At 57.0% G+C, this 19,920-nt stretch carries 21 protein-coding genes; 16 read left to right on the top strand and 5 right to left on the bottom strand.

The features are described 5' to 3' along the window. The first annotated feature begins 2 nt into the window (after positions 1-2). The 3 genes from I6J19_RS08965 (at position 3) to I6J19_RS08955 (ending at position 2,000) form a co-directional block, all read left to right on the top strand. A complete protein-coding gene (locus tag I6J19_RS08965; protein ID WP_038629583.1) occupies positions 3-545 on the top strand; it encodes a CinA family protein in 543 nt (180 codons plus the stop codon). 51 nt (positions 546-596) lie between these two features. Further along, the gene (locus I6J19_RS08960) at positions 597-1,031 is read left to right on the top strand and encodes a helix-turn-helix domain-containing protein (RefSeq protein ID WP_187402602.1); all 435 of its coding nucleotides are present in this window, start codon (positions 597-599) and stop codon (positions 1,029-1,031) included. 141 nt (positions 1,032-1,172) lie between these two features. Next, entirely contained in the window at positions 1,173-2,000 is an 828-nt protein-coding gene (locus tag I6J19_RS08955; protein ID WP_038628750.1) for a PspA/IM30 family protein, read from the top strand. 5 nt (positions 2,001-2,005) lie between these two features. On the opposite strand, the gene I6J19_RS08950 is transcribed toward I6J19_RS08955, so the two are convergent. From I6J19_RS08950 to I6J19_RS08940, 3 genes are read right to left on the bottom strand one after another with little or no spacing between them, the layout of a single operon-like run. Then, entirely contained in the window at positions 2,006-2,626 is a 621-nt protein-coding gene (locus tag I6J19_RS08950) for an energy-coupling factor transporter transmembrane component T family protein (protein WP_038628752.1), read from the bottom strand. Then, on the bottom strand, positions 2,623-3,324 hold the full coding sequence (locus I6J19_RS08945) for an energy-coupling factor ABC transporter ATP-binding protein (RefSeq protein ID WP_038628754.1): 702 nt from the start codon (positions 3,322-3,324) through the stop codon (positions 2,623-2,625). The genes I6J19_RS08950 and I6J19_RS08945 overlap by 4 nt, the downstream gene beginning before the upstream one ends. A 33-nt stretch (positions 3,325-3,357) precedes the next feature. Further along, a complete protein-coding gene (locus I6J19_RS08940) occupies positions 3,358-3,975 on the bottom strand; it encodes a biotin transporter BioY (protein ID WP_038628756.1) in 618 nt (205 codons plus the stop codon). Between the two features lie 79 nt (positions 3,976-4,054). On the opposite strand from I6J19_RS08940, the gene I6J19_RS08935 reads away from it, so the two are divergent. The 5 genes from I6J19_RS08935 (at position 4,055) to I6J19_RS08915 (ending at position 8,744) form a co-directional block, all read left to right on the top strand. After that, positions 4,055-4,288: a DUF3046 domain-containing protein gene (locus tag I6J19_RS08935; RefSeq protein ID WP_080972864.1), complete on the top strand. Its 234-nt coding sequence runs from the start codon at positions 4,055-4,057 to the stop codon at positions 4,286-4,288. Positions 4,289-4,592: 304 nt separating this feature from the next. Further along, complete coding sequence (gene recA / locus I6J19_RS08930) at positions 4,593-5,696, top strand: recombinase RecA (RefSeq protein ID WP_038628758.1); 1,104 nt, start codon at positions 4,593-4,595, stop codon at positions 5,694-5,696. A 43-nt stretch (positions 5,697-5,739) separates the two neighbouring features. Further along, complete coding sequence (locus I6J19_RS08925) at positions 5,740-6,348, top strand: regulatory protein RecX (protein WP_038628760.1); 609 nt, start codon at positions 5,740-5,742, stop codon at positions 6,346-6,348. Positions 6,349-6,529: 181 nt separating this feature from the next. Then, positions 6,530-8,002 (top strand): tRNA (N6-isopentenyl adenosine(37)-C2)-methylthiotransferase MiaB, encoded by a 1,473-nt coding sequence (gene miaB / locus I6J19_RS08920; RefSeq protein WP_235191293.1) that lies wholly within the window; start codon positions 6,530-6,532, stop codon positions 8,000-8,002. After that, entirely contained in the window at positions 7,995-8,744 is a 750-nt protein-coding gene (locus tag I6J19_RS08915) for an Rv2732c family membrane protein (protein ID WP_224786671.1), read from the top strand. The genes miaB and I6J19_RS08915 overlap by 8 nt, the downstream gene beginning before the upstream one ends. Before the next feature lie 169 nt (positions 8,745-8,913). On the opposite strand, the gene I6J19_RS08910 is transcribed toward I6J19_RS08915, so the two are convergent. Then, entirely contained in the window at positions 8,914-10,278 is a 1,365-nt protein-coding gene (locus tag I6J19_RS08910; RefSeq protein ID WP_038628764.1) for a DUF349 domain-containing protein, read from the bottom strand. A gap of 161 nt (positions 10,279-10,439) precedes the next feature. On the opposite strand from I6J19_RS08910, the gene I6J19_RS08905 reads away from it, so the two are divergent. From I6J19_RS08905 to dapF, 3 genes are read left to right on the top strand one after another with little or no spacing between them, the layout of a single operon-like run. After that, on the top strand, positions 10,440-11,144 hold the full coding sequence (locus tag I6J19_RS08905) for a class III extradiol ring-cleavage dioxygenase family protein (RefSeq protein ID WP_038628766.1): 705 nt from the start codon (positions 10,440-10,442) through the stop codon (positions 11,142-11,144). A 43-nt stretch (positions 11,145-11,187) separates the two neighbouring features. After that, the gene (gene miaA, locus I6J19_RS08900) at positions 11,188-12,114 is read left to right on the top strand and encodes a tRNA (adenosine(37)-N6)-dimethylallyltransferase MiaA (RefSeq protein WP_081914046.1); all 927 of its coding nucleotides are present in this window, start codon (positions 11,188-11,190) and stop codon (positions 12,112-12,114) included. Between the two features lie 31 nt (positions 12,115-12,145). Further along, positions 12,146-13,069, top strand: a complete 924-nt coding sequence (gene dapF / locus I6J19_RS08895; protein ID WP_038628768.1) for a diaminopimelate epimerase — start codon at positions 12,146-12,148, stop codon at positions 13,067-13,069. A gap of 60 nt (positions 13,070-13,129) precedes the next feature. Here the strand turns inward: dapF and I6J19_RS08890 are convergent, their stop codons facing one another. Beyond that, on the bottom strand, positions 13,130-13,909 hold the full coding sequence (locus tag I6J19_RS08890; RefSeq protein ID WP_038628770.1) for a hypothetical protein: 780 nt from the start codon (positions 13,907-13,909) through the stop codon (positions 13,130-13,132). A 280-nt stretch (positions 13,910-14,189) separates the two neighbouring features. Between I6J19_RS08890 and I6J19_RS08885 the strand changes: the two genes are divergently transcribed. The 5 genes from I6J19_RS08885 to I6J19_RS08865 all read left to right on the top strand — a co-directional run bounded on the left by I6J19_RS08885 (position 14,190) and on the right by I6J19_RS08865 (position 19,906). Then, a complete protein-coding gene (locus I6J19_RS08885; RefSeq protein WP_052155604.1) occupies positions 14,190-14,447 on the top strand; it encodes a FeoA family protein in 258 nt (85 codons plus the stop codon). 44 nt (positions 14,448-14,491) lie between these two features. Next, positions 14,492-16,477, top strand: coding sequence for a ferrous iron transport protein B (gene feoB / locus I6J19_RS08880; protein WP_038628772.1), 1,986 nt, complete (start codon positions 14,492-14,494; stop codon positions 16,475-16,477). Positions 16,478-16,579: 102 nt separating this feature from the next. Continuing rightward, entirely contained in the window at positions 16,580-16,897 is a 318-nt protein-coding gene (locus I6J19_RS08875) for a hypothetical protein (RefSeq protein WP_141737497.1), read from the top strand. A gap of 75 nt (positions 16,898-16,972) precedes the next feature. Beyond that, entirely contained in the window at positions 16,973-18,526 is a 1,554-nt protein-coding gene (gene hflX, locus I6J19_RS08870; protein WP_224786652.1) for a GTPase HflX, read from the top strand. Positions 18,527-18,562: 36 nt separating this feature from the next. Beyond that, the gene (locus I6J19_RS08865; protein WP_080972883.1) at positions 18,563-19,906 is read left to right on the top strand and encodes a uracil-xanthine permease family protein; all 1,344 of its coding nucleotides are present in this window, start codon (positions 18,563-18,565) and stop codon (positions 19,904-19,906) included. Positions 19,907-19,920 lie beyond the last annotated feature (14 nt).

Genomic DNA, 19,920 nt, shown 5'->3' with positions numbered 1-19,920 from the left:
CTGTGAACACAGTCGAACGCCTCGCCCAGAGCGACGAAAACGCTGACGGTGTCGATGGCGTTTCGCTTCAACTCGTCCAAACGCTTACGGCTCGTGGCGAGACTTTTGCAGCCGCAGAATCACTTACCGCAGGTCTTCTCTGCGCTACAGTTGCCTCCGTACCGGGAGCCTCCGCCGTTCTCCGCGGTGGCGTGGTCACTTACGCCACTGACACGAAGGCATTGCTTGCCGACGTGCCAAAGGATGCTTTGGCCGCATATGGCCCCGTGTCCGAGTTGACGGCCCGGTATATGGCACTTGGAGTGGCAAATAAAGCAGTGGCGGACTGGGGGATTTCGCTAACTGGCGTTGCTGGTCCAGCGATGCAGGATGGGCACCCAGTAGGTGAAGTCTGGTGTGGTCTGAAACCGCCGGGAGTTTCGTACCTTGATGGGGTAACTGCTGTTAGGTTGCCGGTGAATAAAGAGGGGTCGCGCGCGGAGATTCGTCGTCAAGCAGTGGTATTGGCGTTAGAACTGTTGTTGCAGAATCTCGAGGGTGAGTAGAATTTTTGAAAATTGGGAACAGGTCGGCCCTCTAAAGCGTTAGAGAAAGTGATGACCAACAATACTGCACTTATGACCATTTGCTACCCAGAGGTAGATAGCGCTGCTGCTTTGCAGGCTTCCATGGATGCCACAGCGCCGTCGGCACGGGTGGCTGTAGCGGAGCAGCCTGAATCGGTTGCAAAGTTAACGGCACAGGATTTGGCGGAACGGGGAGAATCTCGTGAGCCACTCCTGCGAGAGGCACTGGGGGAAACGCTGCGTGATATTCGTTCGCGCAGTGGACAGACGCTGCGTGAGCTTTCTGAACATGCGGCTATTAGCCCTGGTTATTTGTCCGAGCTTGAGCGTGGACGGAAAGAAGTCTCATCTGAGCTGCTGGCGTCCGTATGTGCGGCGCTTGGTGTGACGGTGTCAGATTTGATGATGGAGGCGGCCACAGCGATGGCTCTGCATTCGGCGAGCCCGGAATTGGCAGCGATGTAGAAATTGGTTGCGGCGGTGGAATTTCACTCCACTGCTCCGGCACTTAGCACCCGAAGATGCTTGGCTTTAGTTAAGATTGGGTGCGCGATAAGCACAGACCTGCTTTGAGGTAGTTGCAATAAGAAAGGTGTATGGGACGCTATGGCTAATCCATTTGTAAAGCTGTGGAATTACTTGATGGCCGCTTTTGATTCCAAGATTGAGGAAAACGCTGATCCGAAGGTGCAGATTCAGCAGGCTATCGAGGATGCCCAGCGGCAGCACCAGGAACTATCGCAGCAGGCAGCGGCGGTGATTGGTAATCAGCGCCAGCTGGAAATGCGCCTTAACCGCCAGCTCGCTGAAATTGAAAAGCTGCAGGGGAACACTCGTCAGGCATTGCAGCTCGCTGACAAGGCTCGTGCTGAGGGGGATACCGCCAAGGCTACGGAGTATGAGAACGCAGCTGAGGCTTTCGCAGCTCAGTTGGTTACTGCTGAGCAGTCGGTAGAAGATTTGAAGGCTCTGCACGATCAGTCGCTGCAGCAGGCAACTCAGGCTAAGAAGGCCGTCGAGCGTAATTCCATGCAGTTGCAGCAGAAGGTCGCGGAGCGCGCAAAGCTCCTCAGCCAGCTGGAGCAAGCAAAGATGCAGGAGAAGGTCTCTGAGTCCTTGCAGTCGATGAATCAGATTTCTTCGGGGGCTACACCTAACCTGGATCAGGTTCGTGACAAGATTGAGCGTCGTTACGCTAACGCTCTTGGCCAGGCTGAGCTGGCTCAGAACTCGGTTCAGGGGCGTATGGCTGAGGTAGAGGCCGCAGGCGTTCAGCTTGCTGGGCACTCTCGCCTGGAGCAGATTCGCGCAGAAATGAACGGCGGCAACGAGCTCTCTGGTGGCGAGGCTCAGAAGTCCATCGAGGGAAATGCTGCCTCCAACGTTGACCCTGCTGTTGCTGAGCGCATGCGCCAGCTGCGTGAGGGCAATTAATTCTGCTACTCACCTTCGCCACGTGCGATTAGCGAATCACCCATTGCCTTCGAGCGGTTAATGGTTCGGATGACCACAGGTACGCCGAAGGCGATGATTGAGCCGGCAGCCCCTCGGGCTTTTCGAGCCTCCAGTACCTCGGCAGCGGCCATAACTTGAAGCGGAATCATACGCAGCGTCAGCGATAGTGCGAGCGCGATGGTGTCGACTGGTAGGCCGAAACGAGCGAACGGTTGCATCGCAGTGGTCAAAGTATCCATGATGTCGCTGACGCGGGTCGTCAGCGTTAGCAATATTGCCGCTGCGATTGCGGCGAGAAGCGCGAGGAAGGTCGTCAGCGCTTGCTCACCCCCGGCGCGCCACCATAGGAGAAGCGAAAGCAGCGCCAAAATGATTACGGCTCCACGGAGCTGTCGGAAAGCAACCATGGGTGGCACCTTGGCCACCGCATAAGCGAGGGTGACAATTGCCAGGGCAATCGCCCCGCCTAACCAGGTATCCACGAGGATCCCGGTGAGCAATAAAAATGCGATGACAATGATGAGCTTGGGGGCCGTCGGGAGCCTGTGCGCAGGCGACTTATGGTTGAGGTAAAGCCCTAACGGGACATCGGCTGGATGAATCATGAGCGGCCTTCTTCTGCACGAGTCATATCGCTGACGTATCGGTCAATAACTTCCTTGGGCGCACCGTCGTCGACGATTTCTCCTGCGCTTACACGGATAACCCGGTCGAAGTCCATAAGAAAATCCAGATCATGAGTGACCACGATAATTTGCTGCTCAAGCTGGGCGAAAATTTTCCGAATGTGGAGACGATTACGCAAGTCGAGGAGCGTAGTGGGCTCATCGGCAATAATGGTCGTGGGATTAAGAATTAACACTGCCGCCAGCGCCAGAAGCTGTTTTTGTCCACCCGAGAGCACGTGCGGCGAGGCGTCAGCATGATCGGCGAGCCCAAATCGCTCGAGGGCTTCCTGCACCAGCTGGTTGCGCTCATCCTTTGTTAGCTTTCGCTTGCGTAGTGAAAAGGCAATGTCCTCTGCGACTGTCGGCATCACAATTTGGTTATCCGCATCAGAAAAGATGAAGCCGACCTTCTTGCGAATTGCCTTTGCCTGCTTTGCGACATTCATGCCCTCATACGTAACCGTGCCGCCAGTGACCGGGCCCAGGCCGTTAATAAGTCGCACCAGCGTGGACTTACCGCCACCGTTTTCGCCGATAATGCCGATACGGTTCTCTGTGAGAGTTAGCGTGGTTGGCCTCAATATCTGGCGTCCCGAATAGGTTGCGGAAGCGCGGTCAAAAGCGATGGTGGGCATAGTGCGACTCGAGGACCTTTCTAAGTCTGTGGGTTAATTGCCCGAGGTGGCTGCTTCCTTAACCAAACGACTTTGCTTACGGTTGGCAGCGTCGGGAAGCAAATCAGGGAAAGCCTGCAGTACGGCAGTAGCAATAAGCGCGGCTACGACAACCTTTGCAACGTCGCCCGGGATAAACGGGACGTTGGTAATCAGTGCGTCGGTGAAGCTAAGTCCCATACGCCATGCCAAGCCGACAGATCCGAAGAAGTACTGCAGTAGAACTCCGACGAGGCCCGCGCCGATGAAGACGCTGATTCGTGAAACCTTCGCCCGCGGTGCTTGCTGGGCAATCGCGCCGATTGCGAAACCGGCAATTAAGTAGCCGACAATGTAACCCACGGTAGGGCCGGGGAGTGCGGCGAGAAGTGGTTTCCAGCCCGCCATGTTTGGGACACCCACGAGCCCAACAGCCAGGAACAGGGTAGTGGCGAGGCCGCCGCGTTTGAATCCGAGAATCATCCCTGCCAGTGCGATGCCCATGTTCTGTAGCACGATTGGCACGCCGAGACCGCCAACGGGAATGGCAATCCCGCCGAGTACGATGATCAGTGCTGCGAAAGCAGCGATAATAGTGAGGTCATACACCTTGGAATTATTCACAGCTCTCATCTTAATCCCCTGGGTTGAGCACTGTTCAGGCAGGGGAGCGGGGATTAGGTTATGAACAGAGGGGGCCAGGTAGGTATCAGTGACAGGTATCTTGTACGTTGGTCTCATGCGATTGGCCGATTTTCACAACTTCGTCAATTACGAATTTGGGCCTCAGCACGGCCCGTGGCTGTTGCATTCCCACGTGCTGATGGAATATGGAAAGACTCCCGCGGAATTGCTTGAGGACGGGGTCGAACCTCGAGATATCTGGTGGGCGCTGTGTAGGGAACACGATATTCCTGAAGACCGCTGGTACGGCCCTGACGAATAGGTTCCGGCGTAGACAACGGCGAATGCTTGCCGACGGCACTTGCGTGTCGTTGCCATTCGAACAGGGTTTCGCATATTATCGAAAGTGCTGATGAAGTCAATCCGTCTGATTCGGTATAACTTCCGGGTGTAACCGGCAGTAGAGATGTCGCGGACCAATTTGGAACCGGAACGGCTAGTTTCGCGCCTAATTAAGTGTGAGCGAAGTTTCTGTTTTGGATGAAAATCGGGACACACATTCTCTGAGTACGGCTCCAGAACCCGATACCGTACGCGACAATGACAATGAGGAAGAACAACGAACTATGGCTCGTAAGAAGGCTACGGCTTCGAACCAGGGCAATGATCGCCTGAAGGCGCTCGATGTAGCTCTGGCGAATATTGAGAAGGACTTTGGTAAAGGTGCAGTTATGCGCCTGGGGGATGACAATCGTCCTCCAATTCAGGTTATTCCCTCCGGCAATATCGCTATCGACGTGGCTTTGGGCCTGGGTGGGTTCCCACGTGGTCGTATCGTAGAGATCTATGGTCCAGAATCCTCAGGTAAGACCACAGTCGCACTGCATGCTATTGCAGAGGCACAGCGGCAGGGCGGTATTGCCGCATTTATTGATGCGGAGCATGCGCTGGATCCGGTTTATGCGCGCAAGCTTGGAGTAGATACGGACAACCTTCTGGTATCCCAACCAGATACCGGTGAGCAGGCACTTGAGATCACAGATATGTTGGTGCGTTCCGGTGCTATTGACATCATTGTGGTTGACTCGGTGGCCGCGTTGACTCCGAAGGCTGAAATCGACGGTGAAATGGGCGATTCCCACGTTGGTCTGCAGGCGCGGTTGATGAGTCAGGCGCTGCGAAAGATGACGGGCGCCCTGTCTAACACCGGCACCACTGCCATCTTCATTAACCAGCTGCGTGAAAAGATTGGCGTCATGTTCGGCTCTCCTGAGACCACCACGGGTGGTAAAGCACTGAAGTTCTACGCTTCCGTTCGCTGCGACGTACGCCGAATTCAGACGTTGAAGGACGGCCAGGATGCCGTGGGTAACCGCACGCGCTTGAAGGTAGTCAAGAACAAGGTGTCGCCGCCGTTCAAGCAGGCAGAGTTTGACATCATCTACGGCGAGGGCATTTCGCGTGAGGGCTCGTTGATTGACATGGGCGTTGATAACGGCATCGTCAAGAAGTCGGGTTCGTGGTTTACCTACGAGGGCGATCAGTTGGGCCAGGGCAAGGAAAAGGCTCGTATGCACCTGCGCGAGAATCCAGAAATTGCCCAGGAAATCGAAGTCAAGATTAAGAAGAAACTCGGGGTCGGGGAATTCGCTGAGGTCGAGGACGAGACCGATATCGATGCCCCTGTCGATGTCGTGCCGGACATCGACTTCGATGATTTGGAAGACTAGCTGGCTCGAGGCGTAGTGCCGGGACACATGAAAAGTGAGGACCGTGGAGGATCGTAACGGCCGCGATGTGCGGGAGACTATCGAAAAGCTTGCTCAGCAGATTGCGGAAGCTGACGGTAGTTCGCTCTACGATGCGGGTCGTGAGGAATCCAAGGCTCCGATTCGTGCTAAGGCGCTGCGCTTGCTCGATCAGCGAATGCGCTCCCGCAAGGAACTCGTAGAAAGGCTCGAGGCAGTCGAGGAGTTTCCAACCTCGATGATTGAAGAAGTCGTTGATGACCTGACCCGAAGTGGTTTGGTTAATGACGAGCTTTTCGCATCCGAATGGGTGCGGCAGCGCTTTGCCAGTCGCGGCAAGTCGAAGATGGTTTTGAACCGGGAGCTGCAGGAAAAGGGTATTGATGCTTCGCTTCGTGCTGATGCGTTGGAGCAGATCACGCACAACGCGGAAGAAGAAGTCGCACGGAAGCTAGCGGCGAAGAAGGCGGCCACTATTAAATCAGTAGCGCCTGACTTCAACTCCAAGCAAAAGGATTTACGCAAAGTTGTCGGTGTGCTGGCGCGGCGCGGTTTCCCCTCTGAATTGTCCATGAGCATTGCTCGGGATCAGTTAGAAGAGCGATACCGGAAACTCGAAGAGGACACAGATTAGCGCCGGTACCATTTCACGCTGGATTAGCACGCCGGCTGCGGACCGGTCAGGTTTAAAGGAATCGCTGATTGGGGAAATGGGCCATAAACAGCTAACCTAAACTGCCGTGACTACCCCTTCTTTGAACCCTCAGCAGCAGTCTTCGCCTCGCACATATGAGGTGCGTACGTTCGGTTGTCAGATGAACGTCCATGACTCGGAACGACTGTCTGGCTTGCTGGAAGAAAACGGTTATGTAGCGGCTGCAGAAGGCGAGAATCCCGATCTGGTCGTTTTCAACACCTGTGCCGTTCGAGAGAATGCGGACAACCGACTCTATGGCACATTGGGACAGCTCAAACCGGTCAAGGATGCTCACCCAGGCATGCAGATTGCCGTCGGTGGCTGCTTGGCCCAGAAGGATAAGGACGTCGTTGTAAAGAAAGCCCCATGGGTGGACGTCGTCTTCGGTACGCATAACTTGGGTTCGTTGCCAGCATTGTTGGAACGCGCCGCTCATAATGACCGGGCTGAAGTCGAGATTAAGGACGCGCTGGAAGAATTTCCCTCGGTGCTGCCGGCCAAGCGTGAATCCACTTACGCAGGTTGGGTGAGTATCTCCGTAGGCTGCAACAACACGTGCACCTTCTGCATCGTCCCCAGTTTGCGGGGTAAGGAACGCGATCGTCGGCCAGGCGAGATTCTCGCTGAGGTCCAGGCACTCGTGGAGCAGGGCGTTACTGACGTCACCCTCCTCGGCCAGAATGTCAACGCCTATGGTGTTAACTTCGCCGACCCTGACATGGAACGCGACCGCTCGGCTTTTTCCAAGTTGCTGCGCGCCTGCGGCCAGATTGAGGGGCTGGAGCGGGTGCGCTTTACATCTCCGCACCCAGCTGAGTTCACCGATGATGTCATCGACGCCATGGCGGAGACACCGAACGTGGTTCATCAGTTGCACATGCCGCTACAGTCCGGTTCCGACCGAGTGCTGAAAGACATGCGCCGTTCCTACCGCACCAAGAAATTCCTGGGAATTCTGGAGAAGGTTAGGGAAAAAATGCCGGATGCGGCTATTACCACTGACATCATTGTCGGTTTCCCTGGCGAGACTGAAGAGGACTTCCAGCAAACTCTCGACGTGGTGGAAAAGGCTCGCTTTAGCTCGGCTTTCACCTTCCAATACTCGCCCCGCCCGGGAACTCCGGCGGCGACCATGACTGAGCAGGTTCCACCAGAGGTAGTGAAGGAACGCTATGGTCGGCTGCTAGCGCTTCAGGAGCGTATTTCCGAGGAAGAAAACGCCAAGCTAGTCGGCCGGGAAGTCGAGCTGCTGGTCAGCCAGTCCGATGGCCGTAAGAATGCGGAGACTCATCGCATGTCAGGTCGGAGTCGGGATGGTCGCCTGGTGCACTTCAGCCCGTCGGAAAGCGAACCTGGTGTCGTTGACCGAAAGATTCGCCCAGGTGACTACGTGACAGTGTGCGTGACCGACTCTGCACCCCACTTCCTGATTGCCGACTCCGGCGTGCTGACGCACCGTCGCACTAAAGCGGGGGATAATGTGGAGGTCGGTCAGATTCCGACGACCGCTCCGATTGGAGTTGGTCTGGGCTTGCCAAAGATTGGGCGCCCGGAGAAAACGAAGGTAAGTGAGGGATGCGGTTGTGAGTAGTGACAAGGCTTCGCCGGAAAGTGATATGGAATCCACTAGCGAGCAGTCCGTGGAATCCGCGCAGGCATTGCGGGTTCAGGAGCGCAAGGCCGCCGGCGAGCTGGATCTCGGCCGTGCGGTGATTCCGATGATGGTTGCCGTCATCGGCCTTATTACGAGCTTCTTCCTTCCACATTCGGGCGTCGTTTTGGGCTTTGATGTGCTGCTGGATACGGATGTTGCACATCAGTACTTCACGACGCGCCCGGAACGAATTTACTCCATTCTTGTGGTGGTAGGCGTACTGCTGGCTATTGCCACGCTGATTACGCGGACGACGATTCTCGCGTTTGTCACCTGGTTTTTTGCCTGCATTCAGATGGTCTACTCAGTCTTCGCTGGCTGGATGCGCCAGTCTCGTCCACAGGAACTGGCCGGCGAGGGTATTTCCTTTGGCCTGATGCTCGGCATTTTCTGCAGTTTTCTACTGGCCATTTCCGTGACTTTCATCGCTTTCCGACGCAGTAAGGAGCAGCTCGCAATCGCGACGAAACGTCGCAAGCACGCTGACACCGATCCGGTACTGCGAGCGCAGCAGGTTTACCTGCGTGCGGGCCTGACACCGAATACAACTACTGATGTAGAGGTCGTCGACGACCGCCGTGAACGCGCACGCCGACGCAATCGTGGCCAGCAGGGCAGTAGCGCGGACAATGTCTCTCAACGGGCTGGCGAACAGGACGAGCAGATCAGCGACGAGTAGTGAGATTCTTTAACTAGCGCAGTAAGAAAGGGGCTCTCTTCCACTGCACTGCTCCCCACTAGTCGGTAACTGATTTCTCAGTCCAACTTTCGGGGGCTAGTTCACGGAAGAGAGCCCCTTTCTTTTAATCATCCACGCGTTGCCAGAGCATAGCTGAGCCAAGCTTCTGTTAGAGCTCCTTGAGAGTCGCCGCGGCCTGCTCTGCCCACTGTCGCCACTGTTCGGCCTGCTCCCGAGCCTTGGCGGCCTGAGAAGCCTTGCCCTTCGCCTCGAGTTCGGCGGCCTTCTGCTCAAACTCCGCTGCGCGGTCGGCGAACTGCTGGACGCGAGCCTGTGCTTCGGGGTCGGTGCGGCGCCACTGCGAATCAGCCGCATCGGAGACGCGCTTTTCCAGTGCACCAATGCGGTTTTCATACTCACGCACACGACCACGCGGCACAAAGCCGATGGCCTCCCATTTCTCTTGCAACTGACGCAGTTCGTTGCGAGCGTGATCGAGGCCCTTGGACGGATCAATGCGGTCTTCATATTCAGCCAGCAGTGCGTCCTTGGCCGCAGCGTTTTCCTCGAACTCCTTGTCTCGAGCTTCGTTGACCGCGTTGCGAGCACCAAAGAACTCATCCTGAGCGGCCTTGAAATGCGCCCACAGCTTGTCATCGACCTCGCGTGGCGCTCGACCAGCGGCCTTCCACTCAGCCATCAGGTCGCGGAAGGCAGCAGCGGTGCCACCCCAATCAGTGGAGGTCTTCAGGGCCTCAGCTCGCTCAATGATGTCCTCCTTAACGCGGCGAGCAGCCGCACGGTTGCGGTCCAGTTCCGCAAAATGGGCACCGCGGCGGCGGTTGAAAGAATCACGCGCGCGGGAGTAACGGCGCCAGAGTTGATCATCAGTTTTGCGGTCGATGCCGCGAATCTGCTTCCACTCCGTGAGAATCTCGCGGATACGGTCGCCGGCGACTTTCCACTCGGTGGAGTTCTCTGCGAGCTCCTCGGCCTCTGCGGCGAGCTCTTCCTTACGTGCGATGGCGTTCTTACGGCGCTCTGCCTTGTCGTGAGCGACTTTTTCCTCTGCGACGTGGGAGGTGGCAATGACCTCTGCAAGGCGCTTATCCAGCGCATCGATATCGCCGAGGACTGCGGCGGTGGAAAGGCTCTCACGCAGTTCAACTGCGTTGTGGGAAATGGTCTTTGCCTCCTGCGGGTGGGAGACTACACGAGATTCCAGTAACTCGACCTCGGTGGCCAGATCCTCGTAGCGCTTGCCGTAGTGGGCATAACCCTCTTCTACGGTGCCGGCCTGCCAGGAACCAATATTGCGCTTTCCGGCGTTGGTGACCAACCAAACAGTGCCGTCTTCGTCAATGAGGCCAAACTTCTTTGGATCATTGTGGACGGCATGTGTCACAGCGGCCGACCCCGCAAGCGCTTGAGTGGTTCCAGGGGCCTTACGATGAGCCGGCATTGCGCCTGGTCGAGGTCCGGGACGTGGACCCGGGCGTGGACCTGGCTTAGGGGAATTGCTGGTACCGGTCATAGTGGGTAAACCTCTTCCAATCTTCATGCAGAACTGCCGCGCGACACGGCTGCCATCAAACACTTACGGTATGTGCTCGAGTATCCCAAAAATTTTGGCACAGCGCGCGTAACACCGCCGGAATAAGGCATCGACTAGCCCCTCACGGTAGCGTTGAGGACGTGAATTCGCGTTTGCCTCGGCTTGTTATCGTTCCGCGTGCGCTCCTCATCGTCGAGGAGCTGGGTGGTTTTGCAGCTATCGCCACGAAATTGCGCCGTCAAACCCGTGAAACTGTTGCGACGCTGTGGACAGATGACGAACCCGGGGAGCCCGGCGCGGTCGCCATTATCACTGGCAGAATGCAGGCGAAGTCCCCGCATCAGAACAGCACACCCGGCAGTTTCTCCCCGTATGGGGTTGATGTCACGGTGTCCGGCGGAACCGAATTACCTGAGCTGCTGGGGCGCTGGCTTATCGAAGACTACGCGCGACGGAATTCTGAAGGACACACTGGCCGCGTCATTCAGGCAACGTGCTTCGAGTCTATCGACGAGGCACTCGCTGCCGGTCACACGCGTCTGCTTGTGCTTGTCGACGGCGCATTCGGCCTTGCAGACGATTCCCCGGTCGGCGTAATTGAGGGTGCAGCGGAGGTTGATGCGCTGTGCAGTCTGATTGCTGGGCAGGACTGCTCCACCGTTAACGTGGAAAATATTGTGTTTCCAGCTCCCGGCGCGTACGCAGCCGAGTTATGGCAGCAGCTGAGTAAAGCTGCTGAAAGCTGGATGGGGTCTGGAATGACCGTCGTAAAGCGTTCTTACTATGACGGAGCGCCTTATGGCATCGGTTACCACGTGGCCAGCTGGCAGTGTGTTGCGGAGTAAGAGCTCGCGTTTTTAGTTTTTGTGCAGGAGTGTGAACTGGGTCGTGACGGCTTTCGAGAGTGAGAGCTTGCCGGTGCCGATTGCTGTGGTGGGGCCAACGGCATCGGGAAAGTCGGATTTGGGGCTGGTACTTGCGGAGCAGCTTGGCGGTGAGGTCGTCAATGTTGATTCGATGCAGCTGTATCGAGGAATGGATATCGGAACAGCAAAGCTGTCGGTAGATCAGCGGCGGGGGATTCCGCACCACCAACTCGATGTTCTGAACGTGACGCAGCCGGCGAGTGTGGCGACGTATCAGTGTGAGGCGGTCGCGGATGTTGAGGCCATTCGCGCGCGGGGGAAAGTCCCGATCCTTGTCGGCGGGTCGATGATGTATGTGCAGGCGTTGGTGGACGACTGGCAGTTCCCGCCTACGGACCCTGAGGTACGTGCGAAATGGGAGGCAGTGCAGGACGAGATCGGTCCGGCGGCGTTACATGATCGGCTGGCAGAGATTGATCCGGATGCGGCGGCGATTATTGAGACCAACGACCCGCGACGCACCGTCCGAGCTTTAGAGGTTATCGAGCTGACAGGCAAGCCGTTTGCAGCGTCGAAACCGTCAATTGATAATCCGCCGCGGTGGAACACCCGCATATTGGGATTGCGCACGCAGGCGGAATGGCTAAATCCGCGGATTGAACAGCGCACGCGGGGCATGTTTGCCGCTGGTCTGGTGGAGGAAACTGAGAGTTTGATGGCGCAAGGGTTGCGCGAAGGTGTGACCGCTAGTCGCGCGATCGGCTATGCACAGGTGCTGGACTACTTCGATGGGGTTTACGACCTGGATACGGCTTGTGAACGCACGATTACTGGTACGCGCAGGTATGTGCGGCGTCAGCGCTCTTGGTTCAACCGTGATCATCGAATCACGTGGCTAGACGCTGCCGGCGACGTGCCGGGACAGGCTTTTTCTGCGCTTGGGCTTTAGCCGGTTCGGCTGTCCCGCTAGCATCGAGGGCATGGTTTCATTTGCCAAAGGTCACGGTACGCAAAACGATTTTTTGATTTTTCCAGATGATTTGGTGTCGATCGAATTGACCGAATCATTGGTCGCAGCAGTGTGCGATCGACAACGTGGTCTTGGCGCTGACGGCGTCCTGCGGGTTGCCCGTGCGGGGAAACTCGTGGATGCCGGTGTTTTGACGGCATTGCCGGAGGGGGTTGAAGCCGACGATTGGTTTATGGACTACCGCAATAGTGACGGTTCTATTGCTGAGATGTGCGGTAATGGCGTGCGTGTCTTTGCACACTATATTGCCGCGATTCACAGCCCGGACAGTGTCGTCGACGGAACATTGCGGGTGGGCACTCGAGCAGGACTGCGCGCTGTCTCGATTGATGAGCTCAGCGGTCGGCATGCGGTTGTCGGGGTGGACATGGGGCAGCCGGAGGTCCTCGGCCTCGCTACTGCGTTCATCGGTTCGGGCAACAACGCGCAGAAATTCGCCGGGATTGGTGTCGACGTGGGAAATCCGCATTTGGCCTGTGTCATTCCTGGTCTGAATGCCGCCGCTCTGGCGGAGCTAGAATTGGAAGCGGCGGGTAGTGCTGCGAAGCCAGTGCGTGCCGACGAAGCCATGTTCCCGAACGGCCTCAACGTGGAAATTGTCACCCCGCTGGATGCCTCTGATTCGGTGTCCATGCGAGTAATTGAACGCGGAGTTGGTGAAACCCGCTCGTGTGGCACCGGCACGGTTGCGGCAGCTATTGCCGCGCTGGCCGATGCCGGCCGGACCGAGGGAGCTGTGACAGTCAAGGTGCCCGGTGGAGCGGTGACTGTGGATGTACGCAAGGCCAGCAATACTGATGGGGCCTTCTCAGCAACGTTAACTGGACCGAGCGTGATTCACACTCTCGGCGATATTGAACTGGAAGCCCTGTGACTGGTAGCTAGTGCAGCAGGAGAACTAGCAGGGTAGCGGAAGCAGTGGGGAGTTAGCGGACTAGTGTCCGCCGCAGCCACTATCGCCACAGCCGCAGCCACCATCGCCACAACCGCCGCCACAGCCCTGCGGCGGGATAATTTCACCCGTCAGCAAGAAGGTGCCGGAGACGACCATGCCCGGCTGGGGAGCTTCGTCGCCGCCGGGGACAAGTACGTCCATGGGAGTCGGCAGAGCAAGGTTGAGCACCCAGAACTTCTTTCCGGTTAGCTCATTGACATGCTTGCGGGAGTTATTGATAACACCAGCCAGTTTCACGGTTGCGCTAGGCGATGCCTTGCCGACCTGATCTCCGACAATCGCCTTAGCACCTTCGAAGTCCAATGATGTCGGGGTCGCCCCAGTGCGCTTTTCGTACTCCTCAGCGGATGCGTCGAGGGTGAAATCGGTTGCCAGAGCTGACAGCGCGACATGCTCAAAAGTCTGAGTTCCGGCATCAACAATCATTGGCCCCTGTGACAGCAGGCAGCTGGCTACCTCGATGACCTTGTCAAAGTCATCAGAGGAGGGATCATCCTCGACGATTTCCACGAGTGCCAAGACGTCGTCCACGCTGGATACATGGGCGGTGACGGTCGGGCTGCCCGCGAAGCCAGCGTAGGTAGAATATGGTTCAACACCAAGGATGTGCAAACGCGCACCAGAGGAATCTTCGAAACGGACCAGCTGGCCACCGCGGACCTCGCCGATGACCGACAGATTTTCACTGGCAATCGCGGCTTCCATCGCGTCTCGCCAGCTGGGGTAGTCCATGCCAATGCTTCGCAAGTCAGTAGTCATACTTTTCGATGATACTTCCCATATCTTCATCTGCGAACTAACGAATCGCACGTGAGCACATTGTGCTCTGGGGTACCTAAAACCATTCCTTCACACCGCGGCAACTATTCGGATGGGACTAACAATTCTGCCACGCTAAATAAGCAAATGTTAAGTGTGGCATAAATAACTTTCCTTAGGTGCGCCCGGTTTATTCCATTTAGGCATACCTAAGAGTAGGCTCGTCCCTGTAAACATCATTTGCTTAGCTTAATTCTTATCTATATAGGCGAGGTTTCTCATGCTCGGATTACGGTCGCGAAAACAGTCGGATGACATTCAGTCGCTTGCCGACGTCCCGGTGGGGGAAACCGTCACTCTGGGGGTGTCGCATGTGGATGAGCGCCTGTGTCGCAGGCTTTCGCAATTGGGGCTTCGTCCTGGAATGAGTGTCACGGTGGGACGGAGCACCAGCGGCGGTGGGCGAATCGTCCATGCAGGCGCAACGCGCTACGCCATCGACGCCAGTACGCTGCACAAGATGTCCGTCGTGGGTTAGGTCCCCTACAACTCTTTTTCTCACCTCCCTCCTGAAAGTTAACAATGACAACACCTACGGATTCCTCAACGCGAAAATTCGCATCCACGCCCAGCTGCCATGCATGCAGCGGCGGAGCACCAGCAAAGGATGGTGCACCTGTTGTCGCAGTCGTAGGCGCACCGAACTCCGGTAAGTCAACACTGTTCAATAGTTTGACTGGCGCGAAAGCGCAGATGGGCAATTGGCCTGGTACGACCGTGGAGGTCAGCCGTGGCGCGTGGAAGACCGATGCCGCTGAGTACGATGTCATCGACTTCCCGGGCGCCTACTCGTTGGATGCCATGAGCCCGGACGAAGAGCTCACTCGCGAGATGCTCATCGAGAAACCGGAAGAAGAACGCCCGGATCTCGTCGTCGTTGTTGTCGATGCCACGGCACTGGGGCGTGGCCTCTACATGGCCGCGGAATTGGCGGAGCAGCCTCAGCGCATCGTTCTGGCGCTGACCAAACTCGATGTGGCCAAGGCCAAGGGCATCGATGTGAATCCGAACGCATTGCAGTCAGCTATGGGGATGCCAGTGGTGGCGCTGGATCCCCGTCGTAAAGCGGGAATGGCACGATTGGCCGACGCGGTAGCAGCGGCTCTGGACGGATGCAGTTCGGTGTCGTCACCGATTCGCCAGGCCGATGGTGAATCGATTGAACGCCTGGACGACGCACGCTTTGCCGCGATTGATGCGGCGGTTGCGGCATCTACGGGCGGGGTAGAAGATCGCCAGACTTTCTCCGACCGTATTGATAACGTGGTTCTCCATCCGGTGCTCGGACCGATTGTGTTCCTGGCAGTTATGTGGACAGTCTTCCAGATCACGACGACGGTTGCAGCACCGTTGCAGGACGGTTTGGAAACCCTTATTACCGGTAATTTCGCAGATCTGGTTACCCGTGGATTGGAAGCAATGGGATGGGACCATCCGATTGTCACGGGGCTGCTTGTGAACGGCATCATCGGCGGTGTCGGCATGGTGCTGACCTTCGTTCCTCTGATGGCACTCATGTTCCTGTGCCTTGCGGTGCTCGAGGATTCAGGGTATATGGCGCGTGCAGCCGTGGTGGCCGATCGTGTCATGCGAGCAATTGGTCTTCCGGGGAAGGCATTTATTCCGCTCATCGTCGGCTTTGGTTGTAACGTGCCAGCGATTTCGGCGACACGTGTGCTGAGTAATCCGCGCCACCGCATATTGACGGCACTACTGGTTCCGTTTACCTCCTGCTCGGCGCGCCTAACCGTTTATGTCATGTTGGGTGCGGTGTTCTTCCCGGAACACGCGGGCACAGTTGTCTTCGCTATGTACGTGATCTCGATTCTGTTGATCGTTCTGACCGGCCTTGCACTGCGTAATACCTTGTGGCGCACCATGCCGTCGGAACCGCTGGTCATTGATCTGCCAACCTATCAGTTACCGACCGCACGACTGGCACTATCTGTGATGTGGATGCGCCTGAAGGGCTTCCTGCAGACCGCTAGTGGAATCATCGTCAGCACTGTCATCGTCGTTTGGCTACTGATGTCTATCCCGGTTGTCTCCGGGCACTCCTTTGCCGATGAAGATCTGGCACCGCAGGACTCCGCATACGGTGCAGTCAGCGCAACTATTGCTCCTGTGTTTAACCCGGCAGGTTTCGGCACATGGTCCCTGACAGGTCCGTTGGTGACGGGCTTTGTGGCCAAGGAAGCCGTCATTTCTACCTGGGCACAGACCTATGCAGTAGAGGACGTCACCGACTCGGATTCGACCGAACAGGCCTCCAGTCCACTCGCGGACAATATTCGACGTGATTTTGACAATGCATCCGATGGACACGGATTGGCAGCAGTCTGGGCATACATGATCTTCCTGCTGGCTTACACACCATGCGTGGCTACGCTCGCGGCACAACGTCGCGAGATCGGCTGGAAGTGGACGGGCTTCGGTTTGCTAGCGCAGCTGGTCGTAGCATGGGCACTGGCCGTGATTGTTTTTCAAGGGTTGAAACTGTTCCTGTAAAGCCTCGTAGATTCCTAGTAGCTTCGGCCAAGCTACTAAGTCACACTTGCGAACTAGAAATCAGGTCCAACAAGAATCCCGATACGGAAAGGAGCTATCGCCGTGGGACTCTTTAGAGCCAAGAAGAATACGACGGTCACTCGTCGGCCTTCAGAAGCTGTCCAAGATGCAATTGCGCAGGGTATTAGCTCCCGACGCAAAATCTGCGAAATCACCGGCCTGCAGCGAACAACGGTAGACCTCATCCTTGACCGAATGGAATACACCGGACAACTGCGAAGGGAATCCCTCGGCGGCATGTGCCCAGGCGGAGGCTGCTCCAACTGCGGAATGTCCGACAGTGGTACGTGTGCTGGCGGTAGTTCTAATAGTGGTCCGGTCGCACTGGTTCTGACTCGCAGGCCACCTTCTGCAGCCTAAGTCTTGAGCTTCGGCTCGGTATTCTCCGCGCACAATGCGGAGAATTTGGCTTGTCATGCGACAATAGCAGCTAGTATGACGAATTTTTCCAACAACTTTGATGAGGTCAGCGACGCAATGTCGCAGCAAGCCAGCACCTCGCACGAGATGGACGATTTTTTCATCGACGCTAATGATGCTGACAAAAACGCCGATAGTGCCTCCGGGGATGCGTTCGCGACGAACGTCGGCACGCAAAGGGAACCTACCGTCGGTGACTTGGATCTGGAGGCGCGATCCTCTCTGCGCCGGCTGACCAGGTCAGTAGCGCATACTGAGTCTGAAGAGGTGATGGTCGAGTACCGTCAGCTCCGACTGGAACGCGTTGTGCTGCTCGGTGTCTGGACATCCGGGACCCTACAGGAAGCCGAAGTGGCGATGGAGGAGCTCGCTGCGCTGGCGGAGACTGCAGGTTCGGAAGTTCTAGAGATGGTGCTGCAGCGCCGCGATAAGCCAGACCCTGGTACTTACGTGGGATCCGGCAAGCTTAACGAGCTTCGCGATATTGTCGCCTCTACCGGCGCAGATACAGTTATTTGCGACGGTGAGCTGTCTCCTGGCCAATTGGTGGCGCTGGAGGACCGGCTTGACGCCAAGGTTATTGACCGCACCATGCTGATTCTGGACATCTTCGCTCAGCACGCGAAGTCCAAGGAGGGCAAGGCGCAGGTTTCGCTGGCACAGATGCAGTACCTCTACACGCGTCTGCGCGGTTGGGGTGGCAACCTGTCGCGTCAGGCTGGTGGTCGCGCGGGCTCCAACGGCGGCGTGGGTCTGCGTGGTCCAGGTGAAACTAAGATCGAAACCGATCGTCAGCGACTACGCCAAGATATGGCGCGGATTCGCAAGGAATTGGCTGGTATGAAAACTGCGCGTGAGATTAAGCGCGCACGTCGTAAGGCTGGTCACCTGCCGCGCGTGGCAATTGTCGGCTACACCAACGCGGGGAAGTCTTCGTTGCTCAACGCACTGACAGGCGCTGGTGTGCTGGTGGAGGACGCGCTGTTTGCAACGCTAGATCCGACGACTCGTCGCACCAAGCTTCGCGACGGTCGCACGGTGATTATGACCGATACGGTCGGATTTGTGCGTCACTTGCCGACGCAGCTCATTGAAGCTTTTCGCTCGACCTTGGAAGAGGTACTCGAAGCCGACGTCATCATGCACGTCGTAGACTCCTCTGACCCATTCCCGCTGGAGCAGATTAAGGCTGTCAACAAAGTCATCAACGAAATCGCGGAGGAAGAAAACGCCGAGATTCCGCCCGAACTGTTGGTAGTCAACAAGGTTGACAAGGCCGATGGCATCACTCTGGCCCAGCTACGCCACCAGCTCGATGATGCGGTCTTTGTCTCTGCGCGAACGGGTGAGGGGATTGGTGAACTGGAGACCCGACTCGAGCTTGCTCTCAATGAGCTGGAGTCTCACGTTCACATGTTGATCCCCTATGACAAGGGCAATATTGTCTCCATGCTCCACGAAGATGCGACCGTGCTGTCGGAAACATGGACGGAGCAAGGCACCCAGATGGACGTGCGTTTGCCCACTAGCCTCGCGGATGAACTGTCGGCATACCACATCGAACCGTAGCGGGAACTGCGGTGGGCATCCACTAGCATTACAACCATGAATTCTACTTCTGACGCGGAGACCCAACAGGGAACCTCCGCAAATCCGCCTGCTGAAAATGCCGAACGTGGCCGTCTTTTCGGTTGGGATATTCACGGTGACGGTCGAAAGATTGCACCGGGAGCCGTGGTGGCTCCCAACGAACGCCTCGATTGGCCTCGCACGATTGGCATTGGCGCACAGCACGTCATTGCCATGTTCGGTGCAACTCTTCTGGTGCCGCTGTTGACCGGCTTTCCAGTCAACACCACACTGCTGTTCTCGGGTATCGGCACGATTGTCTTCCTGCTGATAACCCGAAATCGCTTGCCCTCTTACCTGGGCTCGTCGTTTGCCTTCATCGCGCCACTGACCGCGACACAGGCGCAGGGCATTAGTGTTCAGCTCGGTGTCGTGCTCTGCGCCGGCATCGCGCTCATGCTCGTTGGCTTCGTAGTAAAGTTCGCCGGCAAGCGTGTCCTCGATGCAGTGATGCCACCTGCAGTAACAGGAAGCATCGTCGCTCTCATCGGACTTAACCTGGCGCCTGCTGCCACGGAGAACTTCGCCACTCAGCCGTTGGTCGCATTTGTCACGATGGTATCCATTGTCTTTGCAACCGTCGCTGGCCGCGGTATGGTCAGCCGTCTGGGTGTTCTCATCGGCGTACTAATCGGCTGGGTCTTCGCCGCTGCCACCGGAAATCTCTCGCCCGAGGCTACAGAAACCGTCGGCAATGCCGCCTGGATTGGTCTGCCCGCATTCCACGCGCCGGAGTTCCACTTCAATGCGATGCTGATTGGTCTGCCCGTCATCGTAGTGCTCATCGCCGAGAATGTCGGTCACGTCAAGGCTGTTGCTGCCATGACCGGCCGAAACCTCGATGACATCGCTGGCGATGCTCTTATTGCAGACGGTCTAGCCACCACCATCGCCGGTTCAGCTGGTGGTTCTGGTACCACTACCTACGCTGAGAATATCGGGGTTATGGCCGCTACCCGTGTCTATTCGACTGCCGCTTACTGGGTGGCAGCTTTCACGGCCATTGCACTGGCTTTCATTCCAAAGTTCGGCGCACTCATTTTGACCATTCCTACCGGCGTGCTCGGTGGGGCAACGATGGTGCTCTACGGCCTGATTGGTCTGCTCGGTGTGCGCATCTGGATGGACGAAAAGGTCGACTTCAACAACCCGGTCAATCTCACCGCTGCCGCCACCGCGCTGATTGCGGGTATCGGCAACCTCACCCTCGACATCGGTTCGCTGACGCTGGAGGGCATTGCTTGGGGTTCGGTCGGCATTATTATCGGCTATCCAATTTTAAACTGGCTCTATAACCGCATCGGCGAGAACCGCTCGTAGGCCACCCGTCCAGA

Origin of the sequence: Corynebacterium amycolatum, assembly GCF_016889425.1 — a bacterium.
GTDB lineage: Bacteria > Actinomycetota > Actinomycetes > Mycobacteriales > Mycobacteriaceae > Corynebacterium > Corynebacterium amycolatum.
The sequence above is the reverse complement of the archived record's forward strand: the minus strand, read 5'-3'. Positions and strand labels throughout refer to the sequence as shown.